17 protein-coding genes are annotated in these 14841 nt (G+C 70.3%); 6 read left to right on the top strand and 11 right to left on the bottom strand.

The genetic code is table 11. The features are described from left to right. Positions 1-28 precede the first annotated feature (28 nt). From CQ047_RS11020 to CQ047_RS11010, 3 genes are read left to right on the top strand one after another with little or no spacing between them, the layout of a single operon-like run. Positions 29-1279, top strand: a complete 1251-nt coding sequence (locus CQ047_RS11020; RefSeq protein ID WP_105675161.1) for a flavin-dependent oxidoreductase — start codon at positions 29-31, stop codon at positions 1277-1279. Further along, a complete protein-coding gene (locus CQ047_RS11015; RefSeq protein ID WP_105675159.1) occupies positions 1276-1758 on the top strand; it encodes a MarR family winged helix-turn-helix transcriptional regulator in 483 nt (160 codons plus the stop codon). Before CQ047_RS11020 ends, CQ047_RS11015 begins: the two co-directional genes overlap by 4 nt. Continuing rightward, positions 1755-2216 carry a DUF3237 domain-containing protein gene (locus tag CQ047_RS11010; protein WP_105675157.1) on the top strand — a complete coding sequence of 154 codons (462 nt, stop codon included), beginning with the start codon at positions 1755-1757 and terminating at the stop codon, positions 2214-2216. Before CQ047_RS11015 ends, CQ047_RS11010 begins: the two co-directional genes overlap by 4 nt. Before the next feature lie 41 nt (positions 2217-2257). Here the strand turns inward: CQ047_RS11010 and CQ047_RS11005 are convergent, their stop codons facing one another. From CQ047_RS11005 to CQ047_RS10995, 3 genes are read right to left on the bottom strand one after another with little or no spacing between them, the layout of a single operon-like run. Then, positions 2258-2992: a phosphatase PAP2 family protein gene (locus CQ047_RS11005; RefSeq protein WP_105675155.1), complete on the bottom strand. Its 735-nt coding sequence runs from the start codon at positions 2990-2992 to the stop codon at positions 2258-2260. Beyond that, positions 2989-4464, bottom strand: coding sequence for a carboxylesterase family protein (locus CQ047_RS11000; RefSeq protein WP_308737046.1), 1476 nt, complete (start codon positions 4462-4464; stop codon positions 2989-2991). The genes CQ047_RS11005 and CQ047_RS11000 overlap by 4 nt, the downstream gene beginning before the upstream one ends. A 17-nt stretch (positions 4465-4481) precedes the next feature. Beyond that, on the bottom strand, positions 4482-5789 hold the full coding sequence (locus CQ047_RS10995) for an MFS transporter (protein ID WP_105675151.1): 1308 nt from the start codon (positions 5787-5789) through the stop codon (positions 4482-4484). 149 nt (positions 5790-5938) lie between these two features. On the opposite strand from CQ047_RS10995, the gene CQ047_RS10990 reads away from it, so the two are divergent. Then, the gene (locus tag CQ047_RS10990; RefSeq protein WP_105675149.1) at positions 5939-6505 is read left to right on the top strand and encodes a TetR/AcrR family transcriptional regulator; all 567 of its coding nucleotides are present in this window, start codon (positions 5939-5941) and stop codon (positions 6503-6505) included. Between the two features lie 173 nt (positions 6506-6678). Here the strand turns inward: CQ047_RS10990 and CQ047_RS10985 are convergent, their stop codons facing one another. The 5 genes from CQ047_RS10985 to CQ047_RS10965 all read right to left on the bottom strand — a co-directional run bounded on the left by CQ047_RS10985 (position 6679) and on the right by CQ047_RS10965 (position 11355). Next, positions 6679-7641 carry a site-specific DNA-methyltransferase gene (locus tag CQ047_RS10985; RefSeq protein WP_105675215.1) on the bottom strand — a complete coding sequence of 321 codons (963 nt, stop codon included), beginning with the start codon at positions 7639-7641 and terminating at the stop codon, positions 6679-6681. A 134-nt stretch (positions 7642-7775) separates the two neighbouring features. Beyond that, positions 7776-8825, bottom strand: a complete 1050-nt coding sequence (locus CQ047_RS10980; RefSeq protein WP_105675148.1) for a biotin/lipoate A/B protein ligase family protein — start codon at positions 8823-8825, stop codon at positions 7776-7778. 26 nt (positions 8826-8851) lie between these two features. Beyond that, positions 8852-9589: a DUF1684 domain-containing protein gene (locus CQ047_RS10975; protein WP_105675146.1), complete on the bottom strand. Its 738-nt coding sequence runs from the start codon at positions 9587-9589 to the stop codon at positions 8852-8854. A 131-nt stretch (positions 9590-9720) separates the two neighbouring features. Then, positions 9721-10575: an alpha/beta fold hydrolase gene (locus CQ047_RS10970; protein WP_105675144.1), complete on the bottom strand. Its 855-nt coding sequence runs from the start codon at positions 10573-10575 to the stop codon at positions 9721-9723. A gap of 45 nt (positions 10576-10620) precedes the next feature. After that, entirely contained in the window at positions 10621-11355 is a 735-nt protein-coding gene (locus CQ047_RS10965; protein WP_105675142.1) for a copper homeostasis protein CutC, read from the bottom strand. 73 nt (positions 11356-11428) lie between these two features. Here CQ047_RS10965 and CQ047_RS10960 point away from each other — a divergent pair, with 73 nt between their 5' ends. Together CQ047_RS10960 and CQ047_RS10955 are read left to right on the top strand one after the other, a co-directional pair. After that, positions 11429-11869, top strand: coding sequence for a MarR family winged helix-turn-helix transcriptional regulator (locus CQ047_RS10960; protein ID WP_105675140.1), 441 nt, complete (start codon positions 11429-11431; stop codon positions 11867-11869). Positions 11870-11874: 5 nt separating this feature from the next. Beyond that, positions 11875-13203 carry an MFS transporter gene (locus tag CQ047_RS10955; protein ID WP_105675213.1) on the top strand — a complete coding sequence of 443 codons (1329 nt, stop codon included), beginning with the start codon at positions 11875-11877 and terminating at the stop codon, positions 13201-13203. A 60-nt stretch (positions 13204-13263) separates the two neighbouring features. On the opposite strand, the gene CQ047_RS10950 is transcribed toward CQ047_RS10955, so the two are convergent. The 3 genes from CQ047_RS10950 to CQ047_RS10940 are packed head-to-tail and all read right to left on the bottom strand — an operon-like array spanning position 13264 to position 14643. Next, positions 13264-13794: a hypothetical protein gene (locus CQ047_RS10950; protein ID WP_258132595.1), complete on the bottom strand. Its 531-nt coding sequence runs from the start codon at positions 13792-13794 to the stop codon at positions 13264-13266. Between the two features lie 34 nt (positions 13795-13828). Continuing rightward, the gene (locus CQ047_RS10945; RefSeq protein ID WP_105675136.1) at positions 13829-14296 is read right to left on the bottom strand and encodes a DUF4279 domain-containing protein; all 468 of its coding nucleotides are present in this window, start codon (positions 14294-14296) and stop codon (positions 13829-13831) included. 8 nt (positions 14297-14304) lie between these two features. Further along, on the bottom strand, positions 14305-14643 hold the full coding sequence (locus tag CQ047_RS10940) for a hypothetical protein (protein WP_146114326.1): 339 nt from the start codon (positions 14641-14643) through the stop codon (positions 14305-14307). Positions 14644-14841 lie beyond the last annotated feature (198 nt).

Genomic DNA, 14841 nt, shown 5'->3' with positions numbered 1-14841 from the left:
CCACGGCGGGTGCGAGAGGGAGAGATCGATGAAGATCATCGTCGTCGGCGCGGGCATCGGCGGGCTCGCCGCCGCGATCAGCCTGCATGAGGCCGGCCTCATGGACGTCACCGTCTACGAGCGCAGCACCGGCATCCGCGGACTCGGGGTCGGCATCAACCTGCTCCCGCATGCGGTGCGCGAGCTCACCGAACTGGGCGTCGCCGAGACGATCGCCGCGCTCGGGGTCGAGCCGCGCACGCTCGCGTACTTCACGCGCTTCGGGCAGGCGATCTGGGACGAGCCGCGCGGCGTCGCCGCCGGGTACCGCTGGCCGCAGCTGTCGGTGCACCGCGGGCGGCTGCAGCTGGCCCTGCGCGATCTCGCCGACGCGCGGCTGGCCGAGCCGATCCGTCTCGGCCACCGCCTCATCGGCATCCGCTCGAACGCCGACGGCACCGAGACCGCGCGATTCGCGACGGCCGACGGCGAGGTCGAGGCGACGGCCGACGTGGTCGTCGGTGCCGACGGCATCCACTCCGCCCTGCGCGCCCTGCGCTATCCCGCGGAGGGCGCTCCGCCCTGGAGCGGCCTGACGCTGTGGCGGGGGGTCGCCCGCATCCCGGCGTTCCTCGACGGTCGCACCATGATCATGGCCGGCGACGGCGAGCAGAAGTTCGTCGCGTATCCGCTGCAGGAGGCCGATGCCGACGGCCGGGTGCTCGTGAACTTCATCGCCGAGAAGCGCGTCGGGGGCTCGGGCGACGCCGACTGGAACCGGGCGATCGACCCGGCGCCGATCGCGGAGCTGTTCCGCGACTGGAGCTTCGACTGGCTCGATGTTCCGGGGGCGATCGCCGCAGCCGAGGAGATCCTGGAGTATCCGATGGTCGACCGCGACGCACTGCCCCGGTGGACCTTCGGCCGCACGACGCTCCTCGGCGACGCCGCGCACGCGATGTACCCGAACGGCTCGAACGGCGGCTCACAGGCGATCCTCGACGCGCGCACCCTCGCGTTCCACCTCGCCACGGCCGACTCGATCGACGAGGCGCTCACCCGCTACGAGGACGACCGCCGTCCCGCGATGACCGCCCTGCTCGCCGGCACCAGGGCCACCGGCCCCGAGCGGGTGATGCTCGTCGCCGCCGAGCGCGCGCCCGAGGGGTTCGCCGACATCGACGACGTGGTGCCGCGCGCCGAGCGCGAGCGGATCGCCGCCGACTACAAGACCGCGGCGGGCTTCCTCCCGGAGACGCTCAACGAGCGTCCGTCGCTGAGCGCGAGGGCGGACCGATGAGCGCTCTCGACGCCGCCCGCCTCGCCGGCGTGATCTCCCCGCTGCGGCGGGCGCTGCTCGCGGCGACCCGTGCCGAGGCCCGCCTCCCCGAGCTCTCCGAGGCGCAGATCGACGTGCTCCGCACCCTCCCGCGCGGTGTCGCGAAGGGTCCGGCCGAGATCGCGGCGACGCTGCGTCTGAGCCGTCCGACGGTGAGCAACCTGCTCGGAGCCATGCAGGCCGATGATCTCGTCGAGCGCACCCCCGACCCGGCCGACGGTCGCCGCGTCGTCGTCCGCGCCTCGGCGCGCGCGCTCGATCTGTTCGACCGCTTCGACGCCGCCCACTCCGCGCTCGTGGCGCGCGCGGCCGATGCCCTCGACGAGGAGGAGCGCGCGGTGCTCTCCGCGGCGGTTCCGGTGCTCGAGAGGCTGTGCACCGTGCTCACCGGAGCGGATGCCGCGGCATCCGCTCCCCACGACCCGAAGGACGACCGATGACCCTGCCCGTCCCCACGCTCACCCCCGCCTTCGACGTCGAGGTCGCGCTCGGCCCGTTGGAGGACCACCTCGGCACCAGCGCCGGCCACCGCAGGGTCGTGCCGATCCTCGGCGGGCGGGTGAGCGGAGAGGTGGACGCGGAGGTCCTGCCCGGCGGCGCCGACTGGCAGCTCGTCCGCCCCGACGGCACGATCGAGATCGACAGCAGGTACTCGGCGCGCACGGCATCCGGCGACCTCCTGCTGCTCCACGCCCGCGGGCTGCGCACGGGTTCGCCCGAGGTGCTCGCCCGGCTGGGCCGCGGGGAGGACGTCGATCCGGCGCTGTACTCCTTCCGCACGACGGTGACGGTCGAGACCTCGGCCCCGGCGCTCGCCCACCTGCAGCAGAGCCTCTTCCTCGCGTCGGCGCAGCGCCTGGCCAGCGCCGTGCACTACCGCGCGTACCGCGTGGGGTAGCGCCGCGCGGCGCCACCCCACGCCGTACCGGGGCTCAGCGCTCAGCGGCCGAGGAAGCTCGCCTTCCGGGCTCGATCCCGACGCAGCCAGGGCTCGAACGCCCACCAGAGCAGCAGCGCGACCGCCGCGCCTCCGATGAGTCCGGCGAGCGTGTCGCTGAACCAGTGCGCGTTGATGAGCGTGCGCTGCCACACGATGCCGATCGCGAGCAGCACGCCGACGACTGTCCAGATGCGGCGCATCCACACCGCGGATGCCGGAATCAGCGCGAACACCGTGACGATCACCGTCGCCGTGCTCACGGCGTGCCCCGAGGGGAACGATCCGTGGTCGACCATGACGAGTGGCCCGAAGAGACCCGCGGCCTCGTCGGCGGCGGGGCGGGGTCGATCGACGAGGTTCTTCGTGAGCTGCGAGAGCAGTCCGGGGCCGGCGAGCTGCACGGCGATCACGAAGAGCGCGGATCGCCAGCGCCCGATCGCGACGAGCGCGAGCGGCAGCACGATCATCATGAGCGCGAAGCCGGGCAGGGCGCCGAGGTTCTGGAACAGCTGCGCCACCGGACCGGCCGGCAGCGCCGACTCCGGCCCCACTCCGAGCAGCGCCCGCCACGCGTCGTCGAGCGCCTGCGTCCACGGAGACGGCGGGGAGGCGAGCACGCCGACGCCGAGCAGCACGAACACGACGAACAGGGCGACGGCGGTCCACAGCAGCGCACGCGGGCGCGACGGACTGGCGGGAGGGGCCTGCCCCTCCCGCCCGGATGCCGCGGTCACGACACCGGTTCCCGCAGCGCACGCACCGACGCGTACCCGTCGACCACGTCGCTGACCGGCGTGTCCCACACGCGGACGACGCCGCGATCGCCCTCGTGGACGGGCCAACCGGGGTCGCCCGTCTCGATGAACGAGGTCGCGGCCGCGTGCACCTGATCGGCGAGGGCCTGGGGCGGGTTCGGGCCGGCGAGCGGCACCATCGCGGGGCCGTCGAGGCAGTCGAAGAAGAAGGGCACGTCGAGGCAGTGCTCGGCGAAACCGAATGTGCCGGACGGCCAGGAGAACCGGTACAGCCAGGTCGGAGCGTCCCCGCGGTCCTCGGCGATGTTCAGCACGGCGGTGCGGAACATCCTGTCGGTGAGCAGGCGCCCGGCGATGCCCGCGGTGCCGCGCTCCAGGGCGTCCTGGTTGGCGGCCAGGTAGGGACGCATCGCGCCCTTCGGCATCCCGAGCCTGTTCAGCAGGAACGCCTTGGGAACCCAGCGCAGCTTCTTCGCGACCCCCGAGAAGGCCATCGTGAACTCGTCGTCGGTCGCGCCCATCACCAGCGGCTTGTCGGCGCCGACGCCCGCCCGCAGCGACTCCCGCGTCGGACGCACGAGAAGGTCGCCGTCGATCGACGGGCCGAGCGGAAGCCCCTCTTCGACGATGCTGCCGAGAGAGCTCGGGCCCAGCTCCGTCGCCTTCTTCTGGAGCGCGATCACGCGCTCCTCGTCGAGAGAGGAGAAGCCGGCGACGGTCGGGGCGACCCCGCCGGCCGCGGCCAGCCCTCGGCCGAACTTCTCGGCGCGCTCCGCCGAGACGTCGGCGAGCGCACCCGAGATCGCGTAGACGCCGTGGAACAGGTGCTGCGCCTTCTCCATCCCGAGCAGGGTGAGCACCGCGCCGCCGCCGGCGGACTGCCCGGCGATCGTGACGCGCGAGGGGTCGCCGCCGAAGGCCGCGATGTTCTGCTGCACCCACTCCAGGGCGAGCAGCCAGTCGCGGATGCCGCGGTTCGACGGGGCGTCCTCGATCCACCCGAAGCCGTCGAAGCCGAGCCGGTACGAGATCGACACGGTGACCACGCCGTCGCGGTTGAAGTTGCGGCCGTCGTACCAGGCGCTCGCGGGGGACCCGGCGAAGTAGCCTCCACCGTGGATCCACACGAGCACGGGCAGGCCAGCCGCCTCGGGATCGGGCGTGAAGACGTTCACGTTGAGGGTGGACTCCCCCGGCACGGACGGCTCGGGGATCAGCGTCACACCCGGGTCGCCGCGCTGCGCGGTGGCGGCGAACTCGAGCGCGTCGCGCACGCCCTCCCACGGAGCCTTGGGCACGGGCGCCTGGAATCGCAGCGGCCCGACGGGGGCTTCGGCGAACGGGATGCCGAGGAACGCCGCCGACCGCGGCATCCGTCCGGTCCCCGTCGTCGGGCGCCAGCGTCCGCGCACCCGCCCTGCCGCGGTGTCCACCTCTTCGAAATCGGTCATGGTCGTATTCTCGGTCATCAGCGGACTCCCTTGATCGGTGCGGTGGCGATGGCGGCGAGGATCACGAAGACGATCGCGAAGCCGAAGAGCATGGCGTAGCCGCCGAAGGACGTGATGATCACCGCGGCGATCGCGGGGCTCATCGCCTGCGGGATGTTGGTCGCGACGTTGAGGATGCCGAGATCCTTGCCCGCCGCGGTGCCCTCGCTCGGCAGGACCTCGGTCATCAGCGCGGCGTCCACCGACATGTACAGACCGAACCCGATGCCGTTCACGACGCTCATGATGATCATGCCCGTCATGTTCGGCAGGAAGATCGGCGCCGAGAGCCCCGCCACCATGACGACGGAGGCGACGTAGATGAACACCTTGCGGCGTCCGAGCCTGTCGCTCAGCCACCCGGAGAGCACGATGGCGATCAGCGTCGGGACCAGAGGGATCAGCGTCAGGGTGAGGGTCGCGCCCTGCGCCTCGACGAGCGACATCCCGATGTAGTCGGTGAGCAGGTAGAGCTGGTAGGTCGCGACCACGAAGTAGCCGAGGATGAGGAGGAACCTCGCCCCGAAGGCCCAGGCGAAGTCGGGGTGCTTGCGCGGGTTGATCCAGAAGCCCTTGAAGAAGGCGCCCCAGCTGAAGGGCTCGACCAGGGCGCTCTTGGACGACCAGTCGCGGTTGAGGAGGACGAACAGGACCGTCACCACGATCACCGCGATGCCGAAGGTGGAGTAGCCGATCCCGATCTGCGAGCCGAGTGCGGCCGCGATCATGACGCCGACCGTCATCCCGAGCTGCGTGCCGAGTCCGATCATCGCGCTCGCGCCGCCGCGCTTCGACCGCGGGAACCGGTCGGCGGTGATCGTCGTCAGCGGCGCCTGGAGGAAGTTCAGCGCGACCTGGATGACGACCCAGAACACCGTGATCCACAGGATGTCGGTCAGCGACCCCAGGCCGAAGAGGAAGATGCCACCGACGATCGCGCCCATGACCATCCACGGCGCTCGGCGGCCGAAGCGCGAGCGCGTCCTGTCGCTGAAGGCGCCGGCGAGGGGCTGCGCGAACAGCGTGAAGACGAACGACACGGTCGTGACGATCGCGAGGTTCGCGACCTTGTTCTTCTCGTCCAGGAGCGCGATCTGCGACGGCAGCAGGATCGCGATGAGGCCGCCGTAGGTGGCGAACAGGGTGAGCGACGAGATCAGCATGCTGGGCAGCAGCCGCCGATTCGCGGGCGGACTCGCGGCGGGAGAGCCTGCGGACGGCGGTTCGGTGGCGATGACGCCGGTGGCCGCGATCTCGGCGGCCGGGTCGAGCGGGGAGAGAGACATGGGGGCTCCTCGTTGAGCGGTTTCAGGACCAATACCAAACATCATTCGGTATTCATGAGACATGCTGGCAGATCGGATGCCGACCTTGCAAGCCATTCACGAACTTCGTTCGGTTTTCGCGATCGGCGCCGCCGGTTTACGCTGGGGTCATGGCGACTCGAGGGGCATACGCGAAGGGCGTCATCAAGCGCGAGGAGATCCTCGAGGCGGCGCTGTCCGTCGTCGCGGCGCATGGATACCGCAAGGCGTCGGTGCGGGAGATCGCGGATGCCGCAGGTCTGAGCCCCGCCGGACTCCTGCACTACTTCGGCACCAAGGAGGAGCTGTTCGTGGCCATCCTCCGCGCCCGCGACGAGCGCGACGAGCTGGAGTACGTCGGGGAGGACACCACCGAGGCCTTCCTCGCCGTGATCCGGCACAACGCCTCGGTGCCCGGCCTGGTCCAGCTCTACTCCCAGCTCGCGGCCGAGGCCGGAGACCCGGAGCACCCGGCGCACGCCTACTTCCGCGCCCGCACCGCCACCGTCGAGAGCGCCGCGATCGCCGGTGTCATCGAGGCGCAGGATGCCGGCGGCATCCGCGCCGACCTCGACCCCGCCTGGGTCGTCCGCTCGCTGCACGCCCTCGCCGACGGCCTCCAGTCCGCGTGGATGCTCGACCCGACGCTCGACATGGCCGCCGACATCGAACGGTTCATCGCGCTGCTGCGCCCGTAGCCCGGTGGCGGCGGCGCAGGCACCGCCGCCCCGCCTGCCCTGCTCGCCTGCCCGCCCTGCCTGCCTGCCTGCGCTGCAGGTCGACATGCCGGTGCGAAGCTCGCGCTGCCGGTCGGATCCGCCTGTTTCGGCCGACGAACCGGACTCTCCGCCGACAGAACGACCGGCCTGACTCAGTCGACCCGCGTCACCTCGGCGTGCGGCATCCGCTCGCTCATGACCCTGATCGCCTCGGGGTTGTCGTCGACGAGCACAGCGTCGCGCCCCAGGGCCGACGCCACGGCCCCCGTCGTGCCGGATCCGGCGAAGAGGTCGAGGACCCTGTCTCCCGGACGACTCGACGCCGTCACGATGCGGCGCAGGATGCCGGCGGGCTTCTGCGTCGGGTACCCGGTCTTCTCGCGCCCCGTCGTCGGCACGATGGTGTGCCACCACACGTCGGTGGGGAGCTTGCCCCGTGCGGCCTTCTCGGCCGTGACCAGCCCGGGGGCCATGTACGGCTCCCGGTCGACGTCGTCGGAGTTGAACACGTACTCGCGCGGGTTCTTCACGTAGACGAGGATCGTGTCGTGCTTGGTGGGCCAGCGGCGGCGCGACTTGGCGCCGTAGTCGTAGGCCCAGATCAGCTCGTTGAGGAAGCAGTCCCGCCCGAAGACCGCGTCCAGCATCACCTTGGCGTAGTGCGCCTCGCGGTAGTCAAGGTGCAGGTAGAGCGTGCCGTCGTCGGCGAGCAGCCGCCAGGCCTCCTCGAGCCGCGGCATGAGGAAGTCGCCGTAGTCGTCGAAGCGGTCGTCGTAGGCGCGGAGCATCCCGCGCACCCGCTCGTACTGGTGCCCGTGGAAGCCGTGCCGCACCTCGGTCTCGGGTTCGGGCTCCGGTCTCGCCGGTTCCGCACCGCGGGACTCGCTCGGCTCCGTGCCAGAACTCCGGAGATCTGCGTCGGATCCGCCAGCTTCGGCAGCATCCGCCCCGGTATCGACCCGATCCTCCGGAGTCGTGGACATCCGCGTGGCGGTCATCACCCGGCGTTCGCGCGTGCGCCCCGTGTTGAACGGCGGATCGAGGTACACGAGCGTGAACGATCCGGAGGGGAGCGTGGCGGCGGCCACCAGATTGTCGCCCTCGATCACGGTCACCGCACCCACGGTCACCGCACCGTTTTTCGGAGACTGGTCCGTTTTTCGGATGGATGCCGCAGAATCGTCCGAGATTCCTGCATCCGTCCGAATTCCTGGAGCGTCTGCCGCCCCGGGTTCCTCCGAGGGGTCGGTCACGGAACCCTGTGCAGCCACGCGTCCGTCGCGAACTTCGACGCGACGAGGGCCTCGGCGTCGGCGTACTCGTCGGCCGTGATCGCACCGTCCTCCGCGGAGGTGAGCGAGCGGAAGGTGTCCTTGAAGCGCTCGATGATCTCGGCGCGGGGCAGGCCGGTCTGGCTGCGCAGCGGGTCGACGCGCTTGGCGGCGGACGTCGTGCCCTTGTCGCTGAGCTTCTCGCGGCCGATGCGCAGCACCTCGGTCATGACCTGTCCGTCGATGTCGTACGACAGGGTCGCGTGGTGCAGCACCCCGCCGTTGGCGAGGCGCTTCTGCGCGGCGCCGCCGATCTTGCCCGACGAGGAGGCGATGTCGTTGAGGGGCTGGTAGACCGCGTCGATGCCGAGGGAGCGCAGCGCCTGCAGCACCCAGTCGTCGAGGAACGCGTAGGAGTCGGCGAAGGTCATCCCGGCGACGAGGGATGCCGGCACGTAGAGCGAGTACGTGATGATCTGCCCGGCGGCCATGAGCATCGCCCCGCCGCCGGAGATGCGGCGGACGACGTCGAAGCCGTGCTGAGCTGCGCCCTCGGGGTCGACCTCGTTGCGGTACGACTGGAACGAGCCGATCACCACGGCCGACTGGTCCCACTCCCAGATGCGCAGCGTGGGGCGCCGGCGGCCTTCGCCCACGCGCGAGGTGAGCACCTCGTCGAGCGCCAGGTTCATGCGCGGGGAGACGGCCTTCTCGTGCACGATCTCCCAGTCGAAGTCACGCCATCCGGGGGCCGTGACGAGCGCACGACGCACCGCGGTGCCGACCGCGTCGGGGGTGAACCCGAGCAGCTGCGCGCCGTCGGGCAGCGCGGCGCGCACGGCGGCGGCGATGGCCGTCGCGTCCGCCTCGGCGGGGAGGCCGTTCACCGCGGCGTTGATGTCGTCGAGCGCCGAGTCCGGCTCGAGGAAGAAGTCGCCGGCGAGGCGGAATCCCGCGAGCCTGCCGTCCTCTACCTCGACGTCGACGACGACGAGCTTTCCTCCGGGGACCTTGTATTCACCGTGCACCCCTCCAGCTTAAGGCGCGAGGAGCCTCACCGGCCGAGGATCACCGCCCGCTCGCCCGCGCGGATCGACGCCGTGTAGCGGTTGCCGGCCGGGGGCAGCGGGCACACGAACTGGTCGGAGAACGCGCACGGCGGCAGATACGCCCTGTTGAAGTCGATCCAGGCGCTCCCGTCCGCCGCGGGCTCGTCGATCGGCAGGAACCGGAACCGGTACGTCTCGATGCCGTTCGTGGCGTCGGCGAACACGGCGCTGAGCGCCCCCTGCGCCCCGCGCGTCACCGTGAGGGAGAGCGGGATGCCGTCGAGCGTGAAGTGCAGTCGCCCGGCGACGGGAGAATCCTGCTCCTCGCCGTCTACTGCGGTGATGGTGATGCTCTCTCCCGGCGTCTCCTCGAAGACGGCGGGCACCCGCCAGCCCTCCCGCGGCGGGTAGGCGTCGATCGCGCTGAACCGCTGCCGCTGCGGCCGCTGCGGGTTGAACACCCGGAGGCCGATCGTGCCGTTGCGCTCGAACACGCGCAGCTCGCGCCTGCCGAACCTGATCGTCTCGGTTCCGCGCAGGGTGACGCTGGCCCCCGCCGTTCCGAGGTCGCTGCCCCGGATGCCGCCGTCGCCGGTGAGCGCCCAGAGCCCCGGGACCCCGTCGACCGCGGCGGGTTCGGTGATCAGCCAGTTCGTCGATTCCAGCGCGGACGGCCCGTACTCGGCGCCCGCGTAGCTCTCCCGCGACGCGTGCCAGCCGCGCCAGTCATCCTCGAAGCCCATCGGAGAACCTCCCTCTCGCCGCGAATCTACGGGGAGGGAGAGGGCTGGCGCGCGCGCATCGTCATCCGGTTACACCCGACGTAACGTCACGACTCCGAGCGAAATGTTTCGGGGTCGAGGGAATGCGCGGCTCAGCGTCGGGCGATGTGCGCGTCGAGCCAGGCGAGGACGTCGGCGCGCACCTCCTCCTGCTGCAGCTCCTTGAAGATCTCGTGCCGGGCGTCGGGGTAGACGAGCGTCGTGACATCGGTCAAACCAGAGCGCGAGCGGTACTCGTCGGCGAGCTTGTGCACGCTGCGGGGGCCGCCGACCGGGTCGTCGCGGCCGACGAGGAGCAGCATCGGGATGTCGCGGCCGAGGTCCTTGCGCGGGCGGCCGTAGAGCTTCGCGGCCTCGATGGGGCCGAACAGCTTCAGCAGCGGGACGTCGGTGGTGAGGGGGTCCTCGTCGAACTCCTTCCACACCGCGGGGTCGCGGCTGAGCCACTCGAGTCCCGTCGCACCCTCCCCTGCCCAGCGGGCGTTCAGCGGGGCGGCGTTCAGGGAGGTCGGCGTGCGCAGGGCGGAGCCGGAGAGGATGACGGCATCCCACGCCTCCGGGTGGTCGTTGACGAGCATCTGCGCGAGGAACGATCCCCACGAGTGCCCGAGGAGCACGAGGGGGAGATCGGGGTTCTCTTCACGGATGATGCCCGTGAGCTGCCAGATCGCCTCCTTCGTCGCACGGATGCCGCCCTTGCCGAGGTGGCCGAGCCCTGCAGGTCCGTCGTGCTGGCGGATGCCGGTGCGCCCGTGGCCTCGGTGGTCGTCGGCGTAGACGATGAATCCGGCGTCGGTGAGGGCGGCGATCAGCGCGCCGTAGCGGCCCGCGTGCTCGCCGACTCCGTGGAGCAGCTGCACCACCCCTCGCGCGACACCCGCCGCGGGGTGCACGTCGTAGACGATGGCGATGCCGTGGGCATCCGTGAACTCACGCGTATCCGTCACGCCCCCACCCTACCCACGGGGTGCGGGGGCCGCGAGGGCGATGGCTCAGGCGAGAGCGGCGACGAGGGCGCGCGCGGTGGCGAGGTCGGTCACCTCGTAGCCGCCTACGCCGTCGGCCGCCGATCCCATGCGCACGCCGCCGTCTTCGACGACGCTGCGCTTGGCGGAGAAGTGCAGGGCGTCGACTCCGGTGGCGGCGAGCGCTCTGGCGGATGCCGCGGTCACCCCGCTTCCGGCCATGATCTCAATCGCCCCCTCAGCCTCGGCGACGAGGGCGCGCAGGGTGTCGATGCCGTCGACGGCCGCCGAGGCGCCGCCGGAGGTGAGCACCCGGCGCAGCCCGAGTTCACGGGCGGCGCGGAGGGTCGCGAGCGGGTCGGGTGTCACGTCGATGGCGCGGTGCAGGGTGACGGAAGCTCCGCCCGCGGCGTCGCGCAGCCGCGCCATCGCGTCGAGGTCGAGGACGCCGGATGCGCCGAGGGCGCCGATCACGACGCCGTGCGCCCCCGCGTCGACGGCACGGCGGACGTCGCGCTCGGAGACGGCGAGCTCGTCGGCGTCGTAGTGGAAGCCGCCGGCGCGGGGGCGGATCAGGACGTGCACCTCGGGCCCCGCCTCTCGGGCGGCCTCGATCGAGAGCTCCAGGGTGGCGGGTGACGGCGTGAGTCCGCCGAGGGCGAGGGCCTGGGCGAGCTCGACGCGGGCGGCGCCGACGGCTCCGGCGACGCGCACTCCGGCGGGGTCCTGTACGGCGATCTCGAGGGCGAGGTTCTGCGGCATCCGTCCATTCTCGCGCGCCGAGCCGGCATCCGCGCTTCCCTCCGGCCGAAGAATTACTTAGACTGTCTAAGTAATGTCTGCGTCTGATGAATCCCTCCACCTCACGGCGACAGAACTGCGCATGGCCACGTTCCGGTTGGCGAGGCGCCTGCGGTGCGCTCGCGCGATCGATGCCATGAGCGATGCGCAGCTCGCCGTCCTGTCCACCCTGCGCATGTACGGCCGGCGCACGATCACGTCTCTCGCCGAGCGCGAGCGCGTGACCGCCCCGTCGATGACGAGCATGATCAACGGCCTCGAAGAACAGGGGTTCGTGACCCGCACCCCCGACGACGAGGACCGCAGACGCGTGCAGGTCGACATCACGGATGCCGGGGTCGAGATCGTCGCCGAGACGATCCAGCGCCGAGACGAGCTGCTGTTCGACGCCATGCGCGAGCTCGAGTTCACGGAGGACGAGCTGAAGATCCTGCACGACGCCAGCGTCCTGATGCGGAGGGTGGCCGAGCGATGAGCGCGATGTTCCGTTCCTTCTCCAACGTCAACTACCGCATCTGGTTCGGCGGGGCTCTCGTCTCGAACGTCGGCGGATGGATGCAGGCCACCGCCCAGGACTGGGTCGTGCTCACCGAGCTGACGAACAATGACGCCGCGGCGATGGGCGCCACGATGGCGCTGCAGTTCGGACCGCCCCTGGTGCTGGTGAGCCTCACCGGCTGGGTCGCCGACCGCTTCGACCGCCGACGCATCCTGCTCACCACCCAGACCGCCCTGCTCGCCCTGGCGGTCGCGGTGGGAACGCTGCTGCTGCTCGGCGTGATGACGCTGCCGATGATGTTCTGCTTCGCGGCGGGGTTCGGTGTCGTGAACGCGTTCGACGCCCCGGCCAGGCAGACCTTCGTGTCCGACATGGTGTCGGCGAGCGAGACCTCCAACGCCGTCGCGCTCAACTCGGCGTCGTTCAACCTGGCGCGCATGATCGGCCCCGCCGTTGGGGGTCTGCTCATCGTCGCGATCGGCTCCGGGTGGGTGTTCATCGTGAACGCCGCCACGTTCCTTGCGATGATCGTCGCGCTGATGCTCATGCGCAGGAGTCAGCTCGCGCCGCGCCCCAAACACCGCAACCGCGGTGGCCTCGCCGCGGGCTTCCGCTACGTGTGGGGGCGCAGCGATCTGCGCGTCGTGTTCGTGACGGTGTTCCTCATCGGCGCCTTCGGCATGAACTTCCCGATCTTCGCGTCGACCATGGCGATCGAGTTCGGCGCGGGCGCCGACGGCTACGGCATCCTGAGCTCGATCCTCGCGATCGGTTCGCTCACCGGTGCGCTGCTGGCCGCACGCCGTGACCGCGCCAGGGTGCGGGTGGTGATCTTCGCCGCCGGCGGGTTCGGCGTGTTCGCGTTCGTCTCCGCGGCGATGCCGACGTATGCGGCGTACGCCGTGACGCTCATGTTCACCGGATTCACGATCGTGACCCTGCTCACCACCGCGAACGGCTACGTGCAGACCACCACCGATCCGGCGCTGCGCGGACGTGTGCTCGCGCTGTACATGGCGGTCATCATGGGGGCGACTCCGATCGGCGCGCCGATCGCCGGATGGGTGGCCGACACGTTCGGGCCGCGCACCGCGATCATGCTCGGCGGTGTGGCCGGACTCGTCGCGTGCGCGATCGGGGTGACCTGGGTGCTCACGAGCGGGCGTCTGCACCGCGACGAGAACCGGCGGTTCCTGATGACACTCGACGAGACGCGTCCGCTGAGCGTGATCGACGAGGTCGACCCGGTGGAGTTCAGCGACGAGGCGGCGGCGACCACGCCGATCCGCACGGCGAAGAAGTCGAGCTGACCCCGCCGAGCGCGGGCCTCCCTTCGCCGGGTGCGGTCGCCCGGAAGGACTCCGGCGTGATCAGCCGCCCGCGGCATCCACGCGAGAACGCCACTCCTTCCAGAACCGGCGCCATCCTGCGGCATCGGACTCGTCGTCGGGCAGCGCCCGAGGCACGGAACGGGAGTAGAACGCATCGATCTGGCGGGCGAAACCGAGAACAGCTTCCCTCCACTGCGCACGCGTCGTGGTCGCGATCGTCGTGTCCCGCCGGAGCGTGACAGACTCCCCCTCCGTGACCACCGACATGTCGACGCCCATCGGGCAGCCGCTGATGAAGCATCCGCCGCTTCCATCATCGATGACGAGATGCCCACAACAGGGGAAGAGCTGGTTCCCACCCGTGAGCAAATCACCCGGCAGGTGATCTGCGTCCAGCGTCCGCAGCAGGAACAGACCGGCAGCCGAGACCGTGACTTCCTCGTCCTCCGGTCCGACCAGCACGAGGTCCCCCACGTCCAGTCGAACCAGACCGTGCGCGCACTGGTCCTCCCCCGCATCTGCATCTCCAGCGAGCCATCTCAGCCCCGTCGCTTGCAGGGTGACTTCCACGTCCGTTCCTCTCGAGTTCATGTCGCCACTCCGATCAGCTTCCGTACTCATCGCAATCGAGGCTCGCCCCGATGCGGACCAGGAACGCAAGGTCGGCAGGCTCCAACCCCCATCCGAGCAACTGATGCTGGCCGGGCAGCTTGGTGAGGATCTCTCCGTCCGGGGTCACGATCTCGTCGAGGACTTCGTCCTCTCCGTTTCTCGCGTTGAAGTCGCGAACGATCTGTAGCCTGGCGGTGACGTCGGTCGTCTCGATGAGAGCGACTATCGGTTCGACCAGCGGGCGGACGCGTCCGAGAACACGTTCGATCTGCTCGTCGATCGTAAGGCCCGGCTCGTCGCAGCGCACCTGCCACGAATGCTGGATCGGAATCGGCGGCTCTGATCGTCTGCTCGCCCGCACGGTGAACCGGCCGGGTTCGCTCGCGAGCACACCGCTGATGTCTGCTGCGGGCACAGTCTCACTGTCCAGAGCGAAGTACACGTACTGGCGGATGCGCATGGGCTTTCCTATCTCCGGTCGCCCGGGCTCGCGGGTTCGCGATGCACCTTCACGGCTGTGAAGGCGACCTCGTACTCGCCACGAGGCCAGAGCAGAACACGATGCACGAATCGGCCGTCGGCTTCCGCATCGACTTCCGTGTAAAGAATCTCCGTCCGGTCGTGCAGAAGTCGAAGAGCTCGAACGCTCCCGACCTCGCTCACCCGAAGCTCGGCGTCCATGTACGTGAGCTCGGCGAACTCGTATCCGACGATGAGATCACCCATGAGCGCGCGAACCGTGAGGGTCTCATGCGGGCTGTACTCGAACGACCGATGCTGCGCATCGTGCAGATTCACGTCCAGCAACAACTCTGCATCCTTGGAGAGACGCGAACGCACCTCAGCGCAATGAGAGGCGTACTGCTCCCACCGCGCGTCCCACTCGGAGTCGTCCAACTCCCCCGACGCCCACTCTCGCGTCAACCATTTCACCGCGGGTCCCTCTGTCCGGTCATTGATCAATTCCTCTGTTCCGATTCCCCCGCGCCCGGCACCATCCGTGAC

The sequence above is a fragment of the Microbacterium sp. MYb72 genome (assembly GCF_002979415.1).
GTDB lineage: Bacteria > Actinomycetota > Actinomycetes > Actinomycetales > Microbacteriaceae > Microbacterium > Microbacterium natoriense.
Note: the sequence above shows the minus strand (reverse complement) of the source record. Positions and strands in the feature narration are given on the sequence as shown.

Bases quoted from the DNA above. Each gene is read 5' to 3' on its own strand.
- CQ047_RS11020 (WP_105675161.1), top strand. From the start codon at position 29: ATGAAGATCATCGTCGTCGGCGCGGGCATCGGCGGGCTCGCCGCCGCG.
- CQ047_RS11015 (WP_105675159.1), top strand. From the start codon at position 1,276: ATGAGCGCTCTCGACGCCGCCCGCCTCGCCGGCGTGATCTCCCCGCTG.
- CQ047_RS11010 (WP_105675157.1), top strand. From the start codon at position 1,755: ATGACCCTGCCCGTCCCCACGCTCACCCCCGCCTTCGACGTCGAGGTC.
- CQ047_RS11000 (WP_308737046.1), bottom strand. From the start codon at position 4,464: ATGACCGATTTCGAAGAGGTGGACACCGCGGCAGGGCGGGTGCGCGGA.
- CQ047_RS10995 (WP_105675151.1), bottom strand. From the start codon at position 5,789: ATGTCTCTCTCCCCGCTCGACCCGGCCGCCGAGATCGCGGCCACCGGC.
- CQ047_RS10990 (WP_105675149.1), top strand. From the start codon at position 5,939: ATGGCGACTCGAGGGGCATACGCGAAGGGCGTCATCAAGCGCGAGGAG.
- CQ047_RS10975 (WP_105675146.1), bottom strand. From the start codon at position 9,589: ATGGGCTTCGAGGATGACTGGCGCGGCTGGCACGCGTCGCGGGAGAGC.
- CQ047_RS10965 (WP_105675142.1), bottom strand. From the start codon at position 11,355: ATGCCGCAGAACCTCGCCCTCGAGATCGCCGTACAGGACCCCGCCGGA.
- CQ047_RS10960 (WP_105675140.1), top strand. From the start codon at position 11,429: ATGTCTGCGTCTGATGAATCCCTCCACCTCACGGCGACAGAACTGCGC.
- CQ047_RS10955 (WP_105675213.1), top strand. From the start codon at position 11,875: ATGTTCCGTTCCTTCTCCAACGTCAACTACCGCATCTGGTTCGGCGGG.
- CQ047_RS10945 (WP_105675136.1), bottom strand. From the start codon at position 14,296: ATGCGCATCCGCCAGTACGTGTACTTCGCTCTGGACAGTGAGACTGTG.